This window comes from Haloimpatiens massiliensis (genome assembly GCF_900184255.1).
Lineage (GTDB): Bacteria > Bacillota > Clostridia > Clostridiales > Clostridiaceae > Haloimpatiens > Haloimpatiens massiliensis.
Genome location: NZ_LT854640.1, coordinates 1,652,812 through 1,670,750, shown reverse-complemented (window position 1 = coordinate 1,670,750; position 17,939 = coordinate 1,652,812). Strand labels below are relative to the sequence as shown.

14 protein-coding genes are annotated in these 17,939 nt (G+C 30.4%); 5 read left to right on the top strand and 9 right to left on the bottom strand.

Features of this window, described 5'->3' with window-relative positions; all coding sequences use genetic code 11:
* Positions 1 to 84 precede the first annotated feature (84 nt).
* The 5 genes from C1715_RS16120 to C1715_RS16100 form a co-directional block, all read right to left on the bottom strand.
* Entirely contained in the window at positions 85 to 1,233 is a 1,149-nt protein-coding gene (locus C1715_RS16120) for an ABC transporter substrate-binding protein (protein ID WP_102401394.1), read from the bottom strand.
* A gap of 14 nt (positions 1,234 to 1,247) precedes the next feature.
* Positions 1,248 to 2,000 (bottom strand): class I SAM-dependent methyltransferase, encoded by a 753-nt coding sequence (locus tag C1715_RS16115; protein ID WP_102401393.1) that lies wholly within the window; start codon positions 1,998 to 2,000, stop codon positions 1,248 to 1,250.
* Positions 2,001 to 2,594: 594 nt separating this feature from the next.
* The gene (locus C1715_RS16110; RefSeq protein WP_102401392.1) at positions 2,595 to 5,948 is read right to left on the bottom strand and encodes an FtsX-like permease family protein; all 3,354 of its coding nucleotides are present in this window, start codon (positions 5,946 to 5,948) and stop codon (positions 2,595 to 2,597) included.
* Positions 5,949 to 5,950: 2 nt separating this feature from the next.
* On the bottom strand, positions 5,951 to 6,655 hold the full coding sequence (locus C1715_RS16105) for an ABC transporter ATP-binding protein (RefSeq protein ID WP_102401391.1): 705 nt from the start codon (positions 6,653 to 6,655) through the stop codon (positions 5,951 to 5,953).
* 67 nt (positions 6,656 to 6,722) lie between these two features.
* Complete coding sequence (locus tag C1715_RS16100) at positions 6,723 to 7,325, bottom strand: TetR/AcrR family transcriptional regulator (RefSeq protein ID WP_102401390.1); 603 nt, start codon at positions 7,323 to 7,325, stop codon at positions 6,723 to 6,725.
* A gap of 182 nt (positions 7,326 to 7,507) precedes the next feature.
* Here C1715_RS16100 and C1715_RS16095 point away from each other — a divergent pair, with 182 nt between their 5' ends.
* The 5 genes from C1715_RS16095 (at position 7,508) to C1715_RS16075 (ending at position 13,967) form a co-directional block, all read left to right on the top strand.
* Positions 7,508 to 8,278: an ABC transporter ATP-binding protein gene (locus C1715_RS16095; RefSeq protein WP_102401389.1), complete on the top strand. Its 771-nt coding sequence runs from the start codon at positions 7,508 to 7,510 to the stop codon at positions 8,276 to 8,278.
* Positions 8,268 to 10,301: an FtsX-like permease family protein gene (locus C1715_RS16090; protein WP_102401388.1), complete on the top strand. Its 2,034-nt coding sequence runs from the start codon at positions 8,268 to 8,270 to the stop codon at positions 10,299 to 10,301. The genes C1715_RS16095 and C1715_RS16090 overlap by 11 nt, the downstream gene beginning before the upstream one ends.
* Complete coding sequence (locus tag C1715_RS16085) at positions 10,273 to 11,013, top strand: response regulator transcription factor (protein ID WP_278320122.1); 741 nt, start codon at positions 10,273 to 10,275, stop codon at positions 11,011 to 11,013. Before C1715_RS16090 ends, C1715_RS16085 begins: the two co-directional genes overlap by 29 nt.
* A complete protein-coding gene (locus tag C1715_RS16080) occupies positions 11,000 to 12,043 on the top strand; it encodes a sensor histidine kinase (protein ID WP_102401386.1) in 1,044 nt (347 codons plus the stop codon). Before C1715_RS16085 ends, C1715_RS16080 begins: the two co-directional genes overlap by 14 nt.
* Positions 12,044 to 12,275: 232 nt before the next feature.
* Positions 12,276 to 13,967 (top strand): M2 family metallopeptidase, encoded by a 1,692-nt coding sequence (locus C1715_RS16075; protein ID WP_102401385.1) that lies wholly within the window; start codon positions 12,276 to 12,278, stop codon positions 13,965 to 13,967.
* A gap of 54 nt (positions 13,968 to 14,021) precedes the next feature.
* Here C1715_RS16075 and C1715_RS16070 read toward each other — a convergent pair whose 3' ends face one another.
* From C1715_RS16070 to C1715_RS16055, 4 genes are all read right to left on the bottom strand, one after another.
* Positions 14,022 to 15,335 (bottom strand): MATE family efflux transporter, encoded by a 1,314-nt coding sequence (locus C1715_RS16070; protein ID WP_102401384.1) that lies wholly within the window; start codon positions 15,333 to 15,335, stop codon positions 14,022 to 14,024.
* 145 nt (positions 15,336 to 15,480) lie between these two features.
* Positions 15,481 to 15,723 carry a DUF4351 domain-containing protein gene (locus C1715_RS16065; RefSeq protein WP_102401383.1) on the bottom strand — a complete coding sequence of 81 codons (243 nt, stop codon included), beginning with the start codon at positions 15,721 to 15,723 and terminating at the stop codon, positions 15,481 to 15,483.
* Positions 15,724 to 15,794: 71 nt separating this feature from the next.
* Complete coding sequence (locus tag C1715_RS16060; protein ID WP_102401382.1) at positions 15,795 to 17,120, bottom strand: sensor histidine kinase; 1,326 nt, start codon at positions 17,118 to 17,120, stop codon at positions 15,795 to 15,797.
* Entirely contained in the window at positions 17,117 to 17,857 is a 741-nt protein-coding gene (locus C1715_RS16055; protein WP_102401381.1) for a LytR/AlgR family response regulator transcription factor, read from the bottom strand. Before C1715_RS16055 ends, C1715_RS16060 begins: the two co-directional genes overlap by 4 nt.
* Between the last annotated feature and the right edge of the window lie 82 nt (positions 17,858 to 17,939).

Genomic DNA, 17,939 nt, shown 5'->3' with positions numbered 1-17,939 from the left:
TTAATTTTATTTTTAGTAATAATATCCCCTCCATAAACAACTAGTTATATAAATTAGTTATATATTTAAATTGTTTAATGTAGTTTAATTTAATTTTGTATACCATACGCCCTTCATTTTAAAAGGCATAAACTTTTCAAAATATTCCTTAAAGGCAGAGTCTGGGTCAACATCTTTAAACTTTTCTGGATGCAGTATTTTTGCCAATTTCTGTACGGCATAAAAATCATACATTTCCCTTCCTATAGCATGATGAATAGCATAAAAATTCTTATTTTTCACCGCTTTAAGATTTTTCCAACCTGGTCTTTTTGTAAATTGTGCTAAAGATTTTTCAGCTTTATCCTTATCACACTCATAGCCTAAAAACATTGATTCCGGTTGATCTCTCCAATAAGATCCTGTCATTATTATAAATTCTGGATCCTTATCTAAAATATACTCTGGATTAGCTGGTTGTGATTTCTTAACCACATCTTTCATAATGTTATTTCCACCAGCATTTTCTACAACTTGTCCCCACATATAATTTTTGCTATATGTATTACCGTACTTAGAAGGTCCATACATACCACATTCTAAATAAACGGAAGGTTTATCATTATCATTTAAATCTTTTAATCTTTCTTCTACTATTTTCATTTGCTTTACATAAAAATCATTTAAATCCTTTGCTTCTTTTTCCTTACCTATGGTTTTACCAATTATTTCTGTTGATTTAATATGTCCTTTAACTGTTTGATCATGATAATCTATAAATATAACAGCTATACCAGCTCCTTTTAATTGATTTTCCATAGTTGAAGTAAAATATTCTTTTAAACCTACAGGTAAGAAAAATACCTCTGGCTTTAGTTCTATTAATTTTTCAACACTAAATTCATTTTTATCTATTGTGCCTATTCGTGGAATATTTTTTAATTCCGGCACATCTTTACAAAATTGATTCCACATATCCAGTCTATATTGTGGAAGTGAATCATCTAGTGCAACTATTTTGTCTTGAAAATGTTCTTTGTCAAGTGCTGCAAGAGTCATTAATCCTCCACCTGAACCACTCCATTGAACTGCTAGTCTTGTTGCTGGTTTTTCCAAAACCACTTTTCTTCCTAATACATCAATAATTTCAATTGATTTTTTATTGGCTGCAACATTGTTTTTTGAACAACCAGTTATAGATATTGTAAAAATAGCTAAAATACACATTACTAATATTCTTTTTATATTCTTCATAATCAAATCTCCTTCTATTTCATTGCACAAATTCTAAACATCGGAATACTCCTATATAAAAGTTGATCACTTTCTAAATAAACGTCTTTATTAATATTAGTATTTGTTATTACTTCCGAAAAACCTATTTCACGTAAAGCTTTCATATCCCAATTTGGACGAACAATCCTTGACAATGGTAATCGTTTATAATAAGATTTTGCCTCTGGATTCTTCCCCCTATAACTATGGATGATTTTAGGATACAATTTATCATGTTCTTCTACATCAGCTAAATAAATTTTATGTAATTCTTCATCATATTCATGTAAATGCCAATTTGCATCAAAAATTATTAGCTTACCTTGTGGCTTAATTACTCTATACCATTCTTTATAAGCCTCTTTAGGTCTTTCTAATGTCCATGTAACATTTCTACAAACTAATATATCAAAGGTATTATCTTCAAATTCTAATTTATGATTATCCATTACACGAAATTTAGGCGAAACATTAACTTTTTTAGCATTTCTACTGGCAACTTGAACCATTTGCTCTGCAATATCCACTCCTGTTACATCATGTCCAACTTCTGATAATATAATAGAAAAATATCCTGGTCCAGTTCCTAAATCAAGTATCTTAAGTGGGCTATTACTATTATCCTCTATAATATACTTTCGCCATTTTTCTTTAGTTAAATCCTCTAATTCCCTTTCAATAAAAGAACTATACCCTTCTGCTGAATTTTCCCATCTTTCTCTAATTAATTCTTCAACTTCCGTCATTTAATCACCACCCAATATAAATTTTTTAAACATATAAAGCACATTCAAATAAATAATAAGTCAGTATGCTAGTCTATTTTGCGGCATACTTCGTCAGCAGAACCCACCGATAGTCCTACTAGCGGCGGAACCTGATTCCTTGTCTGACACAAAATATACCAGCATCTTTGACTTGTTATTTATTTTCATGTACCTAAAACAGCTAATTCACCTCCTATAAAAAAACAAATTAATATATGTATATAAAATAAATTTATATCCTAATGATTTGTATTCATTAGAATTTAATTTTGCAAATAAAAAACCACAAAAGCAGCTTTTATACTTTTAAAAGCACACCTTCGTGGTTTTATATTCATCACCATATATTGTTTTAAAAAATTGTCCTACGTTATATTTCATATAACACAGCTTAGGTATTCGTTACCTAATTTCCGTGTATCATTATATCTTATATTCCAAATATTTTCAACATTTATCTATGAATTCTGCAAATTATAATATTTAATACTACAAAAAGTACTTCTTTCTGTACATCCTCTATTTTTCTTTTAAAATTCTTTACCATTTTTTAAAAGTAACAGCTAGCATATTTTATTCCGCACTTTTAAGGGAATCTATCATATCAATTTTGTCAAACCTTTTATACATAGCTAGATTTACAACTATAGAAAACACCATGGTTAGTAAAATAGAGTATAGAAAATATATTGGACTAATTTTTCTTAAAAACATTATTATATTTGTCTCCGCAGTAACTATTATAAACCTGTGAAGAAAAATTCCCATGAATATTCCGGTTAGGCTTCCTATTATGGTTAATATAATATTTTCCCTGTATATATAGTTTGCCAGCTCATTATTATAAAAACCTAAAAGTTTTATGGTAGCTAATTCTCTTCGCCTTTCATTAATATTTATATTTGTAAGATTATATATTACAACAAAGGCTAGAACCCCTGCAGATACTATTAAAATTAGTACTACAGTATTTACACTTTCCATACTTTTATTATAATCAACATATATATTATTTTTAAAACCTACTGAGTTAATGTCCTTAATGCCCTTTAAATCCTTGGCTAGATTATTCTCACTAGCATGGGATGTATCTTTAAGAAGGCCATAAAAACTATTAAAATCTACCCTGTCTCCAATAATCTTTTTATAATATTCAGGACTCATATAAACATAGTGCTGAATATATTGTTCTGTTATGCCAGCAATTTTAACTTCTATATCTTTATCATTTAAGTTAATTACAATATTGTCTCCAACCTTTTTATTAGTAAGCCTAGATAGTTTTTCAGTTAAAACTACACCTTCATCATTAATATTTAAAGCTTTACCATCCATTGTTAGATTTATATAGTCATTAAATTTATCTTTATCCTCAGGAACAACCACATAAATATCTTCATTTTTTGAGTCTTCTTTCTTAGTTGTGGCATTTTTGCTATAAGTAAATAACACTGATTTAACATTATCCTTATTTGTTATTTTCTCTTTTATACTATTCTTTTCACTATCATCTATATTTTTAGTGAGCGTACCTTGCATATGATATTTATAAATCTCTCCAAATTGTCTTTCTGTTGCACCTATTATTCCTCCCTTAATACCAAACCCTGTTATCATCAATCCTGTACAAGCTGCAATACCTATTACAGTCATAAAAAATCTTTGCTTATACCTAAATATGTTTCTTGCGGTAACCTTTTTAGTAAAACTCAATCTTCTCCATATAAAGGTTATCCTTTCAAGTAATATTTCTTTACCTGATTTAGGTGGCTTTGGTCTCATTAAAGAAGCTGGCACTTCCCTTAATTCCTCTAATGTGGCTGCCACTGCAGCTGTAGCTGTAAATAATACAGCTAATATGGCTGCCTGCAAAGCAATTCCTGTATTAAAAGGTGTAACTGAATCAGGTATAGCATAAATTGAACTATAGGCATCAATAATAAGCGGTGGAAATAACCTAAATCCAATAAGTATGCCTATTAAACTTCCAATTAAACTAGCTGAAAGAGCATATATAAGATAATGTGCTACAATCGATGCTCTAGAATACCCTAGTGCCTTAAAGGTTCCTATCTCTATTCTCTTTTCTTGAACCATTCTTGTCATAGTAGTAAGACTAACTAATGCTGCCACTAAGAAAAATATAAGTGGAAAGGCCTTTCCTATATTATCTATTCTATTACTATCTTGTCTGTAGGTCTCATATCCCACATTGGTAGATCTACCTAGTACATACCAATCAGGATCTTTAAGTTCCTTAAGCTTTTTCTTATTTTTTTCAATTTCAGCTTCGGCTTCTTTAAACTTATTATTTGCACTTTTCTCTTCCTCTTTTAATTTTTGCAAATTTGAATTAAGTTGTTTTTCACCATCTTCAAGTTCTCTTCTGCCTTCATTTAGTTTTTCTAGCCCTTCTTGTCTGCCTTTATCTAATTCTATCTGTGAATCTGATATTTTTTTCTTACTTATTTGTAATTCAGCTATACCTGCATTAAGCTGATTTTCTCCTTGAATAAGTAATTTTTCCTCCTGTGCAATCTTCATTCGTCCAGCACTAATTTCCAAAGCCGCCTTATCAAAATTGCTTTTTACACTTTCTATATGGAAATAATTATTTATTATATCTAGCATATTATCATTTTTTAGGGAACTATACATGCTATCAAAATCTTTTCCCTTAATATTATTTTCATATACATAGTTTAAAGAATTGTGCTGTTGTATATATATATGATTAGTTGGATCAGCATCTAACTTCGCCTTTAAATCTGATAGATTTCTAGATATTTCTGAAGAAATTCTTTCTGCTGCTTCTTTCTTTCCTAAATTAAGCTCTTTTTCACTATTGTCAAGATTCTTTTTCCCTTCAGCTATACGAAGTTTTCCATTTTTAATTTCTTCAGACTTTAGCTTTATTTCATTTTCAGCAGATTTAATTTTGCTTTTACCTTCTTCAATGCGTTTTTCCCCATCTAACATCTTCTGATTATAAATAATTTCATTTTCTTTAAGCTCATCTTTACCCTTAGCAATTTTTTCTCTTGCAGCATCTAATTTTTTATAACCTTCAACAAATTTATCCTGTGCTTCTTTTTTAGAACTGTACAACTTATTTTCCGCTTCTTTTATTTTATCTTTACTACTTTTTATAACATCCTCATATCTTATTTTATTTCTTACAACACCAATATCCTTAAGAGCTTTTTCTATACCTTTATTGGCATTATTATAACTTTCATTATTTAAAAGGCTTTCCCTTGATTGCTCACTATCACTTCTCACATATATTTCCGTGTAAATTTCACTTTTAAAAACCTCTGGCAATACATATACAAAACCTCTTACAGAGCCATTTCCTACAGAACTAAGCTGTCTCTGAGCCGATACATATAATGGAGACTTTGCAGTTCCTACAATTTTAAACTCAGTATTATTTAAACTGTCTTCTAGCTTACTATCATTACCTGACTTAAGAATTATCTTGTCATTTAACTTTAGTTTATTCTCCTTTAAAAACCTTTCCTCAACTATAGCCTCATTATTGCTCTTTGGTGTTCTTCCACTAATGATTCTTATATTATTTATACCATCTTCCCTTGGTAATGAATTAATATTAAGAACTAGTAATTGCTTATTTTTCTCTATTACTGCATCTATTGAATATGAACCTTCTGCCTTTTTAACTCCCCTTTGCTTTTTTATATCAGACAAATCATCCTCAGTAAGTCCAAGGGTTGAAATTATTTTAAAATCCATAAAGTTGTTTTTATTGAAATAATAATCTCCTGACATCTTCATATCTGGACTAGTAGCTCTAACTCCTGCATAAAAGGATACTCCCACGGCAATTATTACAACTATGGACAAGAATCTTGAAAATGTGTTTTTTATATCTCTAAATAAATTTTTTAAAAATGTTTTCTTCATAATTACCACTCTATACTTTCTATTGAAACAGGATTAGTATTTTTCTTTATACTCTCAACCATTCCATTTTTCACAGTTATAACCTTGTCAGCAATTGGAGCTATAGCAGAATTATGTGTAATAACCACAATGGTCATATTATATTTTTTTGCAGTATCTGATAAAAGCTTAAGTATAGATTTTCCAGTATTATAATCTAAAGCTCCTGTAGGCTCATCGCAAAGAAGTAATTTAGGATTTTTAGCAATGGCCCTTGCAATAGATACCCTTTGCTGCTCTCCACCTGAAAGCTGAGAAGGGAAATTATGTAATCTATGTTCAAGTCCTACGTTTTTAAGCACTTTCACTGGGTTCATTGGTTTCTTACATATCTCCACTGCAAGCTCAACATTCTCTACAGCATTTAAGTTCTGAACTAAATTATAAAACTGAAATACAAAACCTATATCTTCACGCCTATACTTTGTAAGCATCTTTTTATTATATTTACTAATATTCTTCCCATCTATGTATATATTTCCATCTGTTACCTGATCCATACCACCTAAAAGATTAAGAATTGTAGATTTTCCTGCTCCACTGGGGCCAAGAACAACAACAAACTCTCCCCTATCTATGGAAAATGAAACACCATCCACCGCTTTAATAATAACTTCTCCCATATCATAAGTCTTTTTTACATTTTCTAATTCTATAAAACTGGCCATTAATTAAATTCCTCCAATTCGTCCATGGTGAACCATGGTTCTCTTTTGTTTTAAAAAAATAAACTTATTATATTTGCTCACTATCTAATTTATCTTTAAGATCCCTATAAAAAATGTCAATTATATTAAGTATAAGTCTTCTCACCTCAGCTCCATCTTGTATTTCTTCAAGTATAATGGAAACACTTTCTACAAGACTATGGGAAATAAGATATATAACAAAATTATCCTTAAGCCTTTTACCCTGCAAAGATAGCTGATATTTCATCATTTCTGTAACAATTCTAGTTATAAAATCAACGAAATCACTTTTGCAATTCTCATATTTGGATCCATTACTTTTATTAAACAGTATGGCAATCTCTGTACTATTATCATTAAATATCTCCATTATTTTTTCCATAAGTCCATAAAAAATTTCCTCAGCCTTATGATTAATCTCAACTTTATGAAACTGATTAATATAATCCATAATTCTATAATACACTGAGCCTATTAGATTTTCATACAAATCCTCTTTAGACTTAAAATACTTATAAATATTACCCACTGAAGTATTTGCTTTTTTAGCTATACTTCTTATAGATGCCCCTTTATAACCTAATTCCTTAAATTCCTTTAAAGCTTCCTCTACTATACTATTTCTAACTTCATCTTTCAAATATTGCATTAGAAAACCTCCGTTCACTTTTAAATTTTATGATAGTTTTAATGTTTTGTCAATGCCATATCATGGATTAAAAGATAACAGCTACCTTACATGAACTGTAAGTACAACTTTTTGAGATTTACTATTAAAATGTAGTTATAATGATATAGAAATATTATGGTATTCGCAGGGAGGATATATATATGGAAAAAATATTAGAAATTAAAAATTTGAAAAAGACCTATGGCATAAAAGACAGTATCACTAATGCACTGAAGAATATATGCTTTGATGTTCACAGCGGTGAATTTGTTGGTATTATGGGGGCTTCAGGCTCTGGTAAAACAACTCTTTTAAACTGTATAGCTACAATTATAAAACCAACTTCTGGTGAAATTAATTTAAAGGGATTTGACATTACAAAACTAAAGAATAAAGCTTTAGCTGAATATAGAGGCTCTGAAATAGGTTATCTCTTTCAAGACTTTCAACTTCTAGATAATTTAACAGGATATGAAAATATTTCCCTACCCCTTTCAATCCACAATGTTTCGTTAAAAAATATTGAACAAAAAGTAAAGGAAATATCGAAAACATTAAATATTGAGGATATTCTTGAAAAGTTTCCCGTGCAAATGTCTGGAGGTCAAAAGCAAAGAATTGCTGCTGCTCGCTGCTTAGTTAGCGATCCCTCTATTGTACTTGCAGACGAACCAACAGGTGCTCTTGACTCAAAATCCGCTAAAAATCTTCTAGAGATAATGATGGAAGTAAATAAAAAAGTAGAAAAGACAATACTAATGGTTACACATGATCCAAATGCAGCCAGTTATTGCTCACGAATTCTCTTCATACAAGATGGGGAAATCTTTCATGAAATCATAAAGGAAGATAACGAAGACCGTCAGCACTTTTATGATAGAATTCTATCTCTAATGTCCTACTTGGGAGGAGGATCTGCTAATGTTTTATAAAATATCTCTTAGAAATGCTAAAAGAAATATAAGTCAATATCTAATTTACTTTATCACACTAGTTATTGCAGCAGCCTCCTTTTATGTGGTACTTGCCATTGACTCTCAGGATGTAATTCGCTTTCTTAAAACTTTTGAATCCCATGGAGTTAATAAGCTACTTTTATATATTCAAATTATTTTTGCTGCATGTTTAATCATTATGTTTTTCCTTATAGTCTTTGCCAACCACTTTTTAATAAGAAGGCGAAAAAAAGAAATTGGCGTTTATATGATGCTGGGTATGAAACAAAGTAAAGTATTTTGGATGCTCATTCTCGAGGGAATAATTACAAGTTTATTGGCCCTTTTTTCTGGCTTACTTATTGGCATAATTCTCTCAGACTTTATTTCTTTATTATCAGCTAGAATTTTTGAAATCCAAATAATAGGACATACGTTTACTATTTCTAGAAATGCTGTCCTTGAAACAAGTGTTGGATTCATGATTATTCAAATTATTGCCATTTTTCTTCAATCCTTTAGTGTATATAGACTAGAATTAGCTAATCTTCTTTATGGGGATACAAAAAAGAAAAAATTAAAAGAAAAAAACCCTAACTTTTGCAAACTTATATTAATAACTGGAATTATTACTTTATCCATTGCATATTTTAATATTCTTAAGTATGGATTACTTAATATTCCTTTTCAAATACTAATAATCAGCATTATTCTAGGGTTTTACGGCACAATGGCTGTTTTTTATGGTATAACTAATTTAATAGTAAATTTTTCGAAGAGAAAAAAAGTTAAATATTTTAAAGGTTTAAATGCCTTTACCTCTAGGCAGATCTATGAGCAAGTTGCCGGTAGATATTTAAGCCTTGGAATTATATCACTGCTTTTATTTCTTTCAATTTCCATGTTATCCTTTGGCTGTTCAATGGCTTTAAACAACGAAGCAAAAAAAGCTAATAAACTAAATGTATTTGACCTGACCATAAGAGAATATTCTGGTAGGGAAAAATTTATAGAAAATATTTTAAATTCCCCTGAAATAAGTCCATACGTAGATAGTCCTACTGTAGTTGAACTTGGATTAGCAGATTTAGATAAATTTAATTTTGATTTAACTGACTTTACTAACAAGCTTATGAAAGAAAATAACTATAGCAAAAATAGTATATATTGGTCTGGATATATAATTAAGGGTTCTGCCTATGATAAAGCACTAAAACTTGCAGGTAAAGAAGGATTAAACCTTAAAACTGGCGAAATTGGGATTTATAATGATGCAAACTTTTCTTGTAACTATAATTCATTAGAAAAAGCTATTAAGAAGAATCCAATAATAAAAATAAACAATAAAGCTTATAAGCTAGTTGGACAGGTTAATCAAACTAATTTAGTAACTGATACCTTTATAACCATCTCCTTAGGCTTTATAATGAATGATGAGGATTTTAATAAATATGTAGATCAAAAAAATATTAATAGATTTTTAAGTTTTGCATTGCCTAAAAATGTGGTAGAAGGGGAGGGAAAAATTGCTCCCACTCAGCATATTTTAGATACTTTTAAAAGTAAAAATTTAGATTGTGAAAGTTCACTACAAAGCTATAGTAGGCAACTATTTATTGCCATAGCTAGTAGTTATACATTAATATATCTGGGGATTATATTACTTTTAGTTACAGGCACAGTACTGGCACTACAATTCATCACTGAAATAAGAGATAATAAAATACGCTACCAAATCCTTACAGACATTGGAGCTTCATCAATCCAAATGAAAAAATCTCTCTATAAACAAATAAGGCTATACTTTCTACTGCCTTTATCTGTTGCCATGCTCAGTGGTGTAGTTGCAATTATAGAACTTTCTCAGCTTATAGCTGTTCGCGGTTTTAATATAAGTAATATTTTAATGGAAACATTTTTTGCAGTAATAATACTAATGCTTATATATGGATTATATTACATGACTGTTCGAAAATCTGCTAGCAAAATTATTGACTCAATGGAGCAAAGGCATATATAAACTAAGGAAGGAGGAGATTTTTATCTCACAGGAATTAATCTATATAATTGAAGATCAATCAATGGTGAGAGACGAACTTCAAAGAATGCTTTCTGAAAATGGCTATAGAAGTGAAACTGCACTGGAATTTAAACAATTGAATAAGCAAGTTCAAGCTATTAATCCAAACCTTGTGCTCCTTGATTTAAATCTTCCCTATGAAAGTGGCTTTCAGGTATGCAGGGATATAAAAAAAGAGTCTCAGATTCCTGTTCTTGTTTTAACTTCAAGAGATACAGAAGAAGATGAAGTATTAACACTAGATCTTGGCGCAGATGACTTCATTTCAAAACCCTTTAGAAAGGAAGTATTACTAGCACGAATCAGAGCACTTTTAAGAAGATCATCAGGTAAAAAACATATTTTAAACTGCGGATGGTTTTTCCTTAATCCCGAAATATTTACCATAACCATTGAGGAAAAATCTGCAGTTTTGCCCGCTAATGAAGGAAGAATTCTCAGTCTTCTTGCTGAAAAACAAGGGAAAGTTGTAACAAAAAAAGATATTTGCCTATGCCTATGGGATTCTGATGAATTTATTGATGCCAATATACTGCACGTGAATATAACTAGATTAAGACAGCATTTATCAGATTTAAATATAAAAAATGTTATTAAAACTATAAGAGGCGTTGGATATATGCTACAGGAGTATAATAATGAAAGTAATTGATATTATACAATCTAAAATAGTTTGGATTCTGTCTATAATTTTTTTAACCATAGGCTTTTGCATACTTGGATGGATAGCTTATCCTAAGGCTTTTAGAGTTATACTTCCTCTTACAATTGTTTTTTCCACAACATCTATATTTATCTCAATAAAAATAACTTACCAAAATGAAAAAAAGTTCTTTAATGCTTTGGACACTTTTCTTACACAACATTATCAGAGGGATTTACTTAATTACCTTATTAAAGCCTCTCCTGATAAAGAGTATAAATATATAGTTGAAACTTTCGATGAAATATGTGAAAAAGAGAAAAATGAAAAAGATAAGTTAATTGCTGCCAATGAAAATTACAGTAACTATATTGAAAGCTGGGTTCATGAAATTAAAACTCCTCTAGCTTTAATGCAGTTAGTCTTAGATAATCATGAGAATGAAATTTCCGCCACAGTTAAAGAAAAGCTGATTAAATCCAGAAGAAGCATGGAAAACCAAGTTGAGCAAGTTCTTTACTACTCCAAAACTCAGGTAACTCATAAGGATTTTATTTTCAAAAATTTCACCTTGGAATCCCTTTGCAAAGAAGCAATCAAAAGCAAAGCAGAAGTTCTCTTGGAAGCAGGTTTTTCCATAGAACTTCCTTCTATGCCACAGGTAATTGTTACAGACAAAAAATGTTTCAAATTTATTTTAGGTCAAATTATAGACAATTCAATTAAATATTTTATAGCTTTATCCAAAGCTAATAGCAGCACTAATCTTGCAGGAAAGCTTCAATTTAAATCAACAATTGAAAAAAGCAAGATTGTTTTATCTATCCGTGATAATGGTCCTGGCGTGCAAAATTCCGAATTACCCTTTATTTTTGATAAGGGATTTGTAGGTAAAAACGGAAGATTAAATGAAAAATCCACTGGTATGGGATTATACATATGTAAATCCTTATGTGAAGAATTAGGAATTGAACTAGAAGCTAAAAGCATTTACCAAGAAGGCCTTATGATAATTTTCAAATTTCCCATAGTTCAGTGAACCCTCAAAAATCATGCAAATAATGATTGTATCTATGAATTATACTGCACCTATGAAATTACGAACTTCATAGGTGCTTAAATAGCTGCGCCAATACATCCAATTTTAAGTTATTTGCTTTTTTATTCATGTAAAAGTCTAATGTTGAATATTAGTTAAAAAAAAGGTATTTTTATGATAAATATTGAATAAACATTATAAGCTTATTTAATAGGAGAAAGGAGCAAAATAGATGGGTGAAAAATGTAAATATAGGGAGCTGGAGTATAAGAGACCTGATATGGAGATGGTATCCAAGACATTAGATGACCTTGCAAATAAAGTAAGAAATGCCAAGTCTTATCTAGAAGTTAAAGCTTTATATGAAACTTATGATGAAATTGTAAGCAAGGTGCGTACACAGGCAGTATTAGCACAATTAAGATTTTTATGTGATATAACCGATGAATTTTATCAAAAAGAGTATGTGGAATTTACGAGTATTGCAGATTCTATCATATTACCTGTAAATTTATGTAGTGCATTTTTAAAATCAAAATTTATAGATCAGTTGACAGATGAATATGGAATTATACTTAAAAGACAATTTCAAGATAGTTTAAGTACCAATGAAGGTCAAGAGCTTCTGATACAGGACCAAATGCTGCAGAATGAATATAATATGCTTGTACAAAACTTACAATATTCACTTGAGGGAAAAAAAATAACATCAAACGAGTTGGCTACCATTAAGAAAAGTGGGGATTGTATGGCTAGAAAAAAAGCTCAAAGGGCTATATATGAGGCATATTTAGATAAAAAAGAAGATTTTCAGAGAATATTCAACTCTTTGGTTAAGCTTAGAAATCAACGTGCTAAATTAAATGGTTTCAAGAATTATATAGATTTAGGAAATTGTATTTGGGGAAGACATGACTACGGCGAAGAGGAGATTAAGGAAGCTACAACTAGGATACTAAAATATTTCAGACCATTGTATGATGAGTTGATAGAAATACAAAAATCATATACAGACTTAAACTCCATAAGAATATGTGATAGAATGTATAAATTTAAAGGTGAAGAGCTTTCATATGAGAACTTATTAGAATCTTGTCAGAAGATGCTCCATCTTCTGGGTAAAGAAACTGGAGATTATTTTGATAAGTTAATAGAGCAAGATGGATTTGACTTAGAATATTCCCCAGTAAAGATGCCCGGTATTGCATTCCAAAATTATATTAACGATATTAATATTGCCCCAATTTTCGGGAACTTTAAAAATAATCCCTATGATGTATCCTGTGTTGTTCATGAGTTTGGACACAGTTTCCAAGAATACCAATCTGCATTGAAGCACAAATCTTTGTTTAATATATTGCCACCAATTGATATTTCAGAAATAGTATCTAGAAGTATGGAGTTTTTTGCTTACCAATACGCAGATTTATTTTACAGTAAAGATGCTTCAAAATGTATATATTTACATGCAATAGGTGTAGTTGACTATATTTTGAGATTCTGTGCAGAAAATGAATTTGAAAATTATTTATATGAAAATGAAGATGCAACTTTAGAAGAGATAACCCAAGAATATATGAAAATAAATAGAAAATATTTACCTTATGAATATGATGGTTTTGAAGATTTGATTTATCAAGGGGCAGACTATTTTATGTTTGATTCATTTATTTCTTTTCCTAAATATTTAATTGGGTATGTGCCTGCATATATAAATGCTATTGAATTGGTATTTCACACTGAGAATACCTATGAGAAATATTTAGATATCTGCAAGCATTTAGGATATCGAACCTATAAAGAAACTTTAAAAGCTGGGGAATTAAAGCATGCATTTAGTGAAGAAGCCATAAGCTTAGCTGCTAACACCCTAAGGGATATAATTAAAAGTGAACATATGAAAATGTTAAATAAGAATCACTAAGTAAAGCAAAAATAAATACTTCAAGCAAGCTGAAGTATTTATTTTTTATGCCTTCTAATTTTCCTGCATAGATTTTTTTATTTTTATTAAATAAATTAGTGACAAAAATATATAATTAATTGAAAGTCCTATATATATTCCGCCGATTCCTAATACTATTGACAATAAATATATCCAGGTTACTGACAGCAAAGACCCAGCTACAGAAGTTATAAAAACAAACTTTTCATTATCTGTTCCCTGCAAATAACTCTTGTAAATCTGGTAAAAAATTTTTACAAACTGTAAAACTATCATATATACAATAAGCGTTTTTGTAGTTTCAATTGTTTTCGTATCTGAAACTATTAATGCCAATATTTTTTCAGGCAATATAATACAGGCAATGCTTATAAATATAACTATAACTAATGACATAAATATTGCAGTTCTTAGTATGGATTTTACAGCTATATTATCACCAGATGCCTTTTTTTGTATAGAAATGGTTATTGCTGCTGTAGAAAATGCATACATAGGTAGAATAACCATGCTCCCTAAATTTTCAAGAAGATTATACGATACTATACCACTTGTCCCAAGCCTAGATACTATTCCTGTTATTATCATTGTAAAAACCGTACACTCCATAATATCCTGTCCTAGCAATGGTATATACAATTTTATCATTCTTACAGTAGCTTTTCTGCTGAATGAAATATTTATATGCTTCTTATTAACAATTTTCATATCTATCACATATACCATGATTCCTGCCAATAAACCAATGACACTTCCCCATGCAGCACCACTTACTCCTAATTCCGGAAAACCATATTTGCCATATACAAGAGCATAATCAAAAAATATATTAACTGTAGTTGCTACAGCTGTGCTATATAGTGCTATTTTAGTGTTATATTTATTTCTAAAGTATGTGGAAAATAAAAATATTATCATATTAAGTAGCACCGTAACAGAAGCAGGATAATAATAACGAAGCAGCAGTTCTAAAACATTTCCATGAAGTCCGTATACATATTTAAAAAATATTCTTCCACCAAGCAGTGATATTAGCATAAATGCTATTCCTATAACTATTGAAATCATCATGGCTGAACAAAAAGCTTTTTCAAACATGTCATCATCACATTTGCCTTTTATCTCAGCTGCCACAATATTGTAGGCAACAGCTAATATGCCAAATGAACCTGTAATTACATAGATAACTGACGCAGCTATCCCTACCCCTGCAAAGCCTTCCGTTGAATAATGCCCCACTATAGCTTTATCCATAATTTCAAATATACTTGAAATCAAATAATTCATTAATATAGGAAAAGCCAATGAATTAATTGTTTTAACATACTTGTTTTTTATTTTTTTCATAATGATCTCTCGCTTTCATTGTAATAATACTAATGGAAAGAGAGAACAGTTTTCGTTAAGCCTATTCTCTCAATAGGCTTATAACATCCGCATTAATCATTTTGATCCCTACCTTCATTCATATATTCATAATATAATTAAACCACTAAAAGTAATTCTCTACATCTTCAATTTTTTCTATTTCAAAAATATCTGTGGCTATTATGTCTATAGTTTCCTCAGGTAGTTTCTTTATTTTTTCTTTATATTCCTTAGGTACAGATTTGAACTTTTTAATAAGTTGCCTTATAAGAATATCACTCTTTCCCTCTGCTTTGCCTTCCTTTATTCCTTCTTCTATTCCTTCTTTTATGGCTTCATCTCTTATCATTTTACCTATTTCTGTCACGCTAAAAACCTCCTTAAATTTTCTTTTGGATACTTCATCTCCGAATTTATCAAACAACGCATATAAAAGTGTTATACATTTAATAATACTTTGACAAGAAATTGCTTATCGTTATATTCTACTTTCATAAATCCGTTATATTTTTCAGCAATCAGAGAGACAGATTTCAGCCCCTGTCCTTTTCCTTTATGCCTGCTGGATAAAAATACATCTTCATCCTTTTGGATTATACCACTATAAGAATTACGTATAGTAAGGACAATCACATGAGGCGCAGTCTGTCCAATCTTCAACTCAATTTTCCTTTGTTCTTTTTCAGTAGTTCGGCAACCATACAAAGCATTTTCAAGAAGATTTCCCAGTAATACACAAAAATCAATATCTTTCACTATTATATCATAATTCAGGCGTATGCCAAAATAAATCGAAATACCTTCTTCTTGACAAAAGAAATCATAATGGTTTAAAACGGCATTAATGGCGGCAGATGCACAGTATTGTTTTGTTGTTTTAGAAACCTCTAAGTGATATGCCCTTAAAAACTTCTGTGCTTCTTCGTATTCCTGACATTCTATCATTTCTGACAGAACAGTAAGATGATGCCGGAAGTCGTGTCGCAGACGGCTCGTATCCTGTACATACTCCTGTAACTTACGGTACTGTTCCGCTTCCATTTCCAGATAGATTGTACGTTCTGCTATTTTCTGATTTTCTACGATACTGTATGCAATCCGATAAAACATCGCATAAATAATGATTACGATTACTACAAAAGCACTAACAGAGATTATATACAATTCCAAGGCTCTACCTATATACATCTTACTATTATCATAAGGGATAAAATATCCAAAAACTATCGTAAACACCATAGGGAAAATCCATACAATCCTCCATATTTTTTCTTCATGAAAATAAGAAACAAGCCATCCTAGATATTTTTTTACAGGATAACCCAAAATAAGAATCAGCATGCATTCGAAAATAATCTGTAAGAGTAAGACATTTAGGGAAAGCTCGCTATCTATCGTTCCAGTAGGATGCAGAAAAATATCTGCTACATGGTATACCAAATACCCAAAACCACCAATTAAGCAGGCAGTCATAAATACAAACCATAGATGAGAACGTTCCAAAGCCACCTGTCGCTGGTACAACCAGAAAAAAATCACCACACACAAAAAAGAATTCAGAACAATTGCGTATTCCTGTGGACAAAGAAAGTATACACAAAAGATGATTGCTTCCATTCCTGCAATCACAAAGAGTATTTTTACCACTAAAACACCTGTGGAATCCTTTATTTTCTGCATCACTGGAAGAAAACAAAACACAATTAACGGTAATAACATCAAGGTCTCTCTTGTCAACAATGCAGCTTCTTTTACATGATTCATTCAAGCACCTCCTGTGCATCTAACCTTTCAAATTGATAGTCATTGAACTTTTCTATAATCTCTTTGCGCCCTTTCCTGCGCATAGGAAATTTTGTGCCATCCTGCATTGCAAAGTTTTCACCATCTGACTGCTGTATAAAATCCATATTCAACAATACGCCACGATTGCAAAGAAGAAAACATGAGTTTTCTTTTACCAAGTCATGTAGGATAGAAAAGGTACTGCGGTAACTTCGCTCCTGATTGTTTTTTAATACGATTACCGTATATTTGTTACGAGCAACGATATATTGGATATCGTGTAATTTTAGGCTTACTTCTTGTTTTCCAGATTGAAATACTAAGTTTTTATCTGAAACATTCCATTTATTCATTGCGTCCTTCAAAAGTTTTTCTAAACGAATTATATTTAATTCTGATTTTTGAATATAGTCAAAACAGCCATGAGTTCTTACTGCACGCCATATGTCTTCATCGCTGCTGGTGAGAAAGACAATTAAGGCATCTTCCTGTACTTTTCGTAGGCATATTGCTGTTTCTATACCATCCAGCTGCCCCATATAGATATCCATAAAAATCAAATGATATTTTTTTTTAACCCCTGTTTCAAGGAAAGCTTCTCCTGTAATAAAAAAATCAATATTAAGTGTAGTAGAAGTACTTCCTTTATATAGATTTAGTAAGCCTTCCAGCCTGATCATGTCTTTATAATTATCTTCCACAACTGCTATGTTCATTTTACTATCAACCACCTGTTTTTATATCTTTTCTTTATTTTATAATAAAAAAAGTAATAAGGCACTATTTTTATGTACCGTT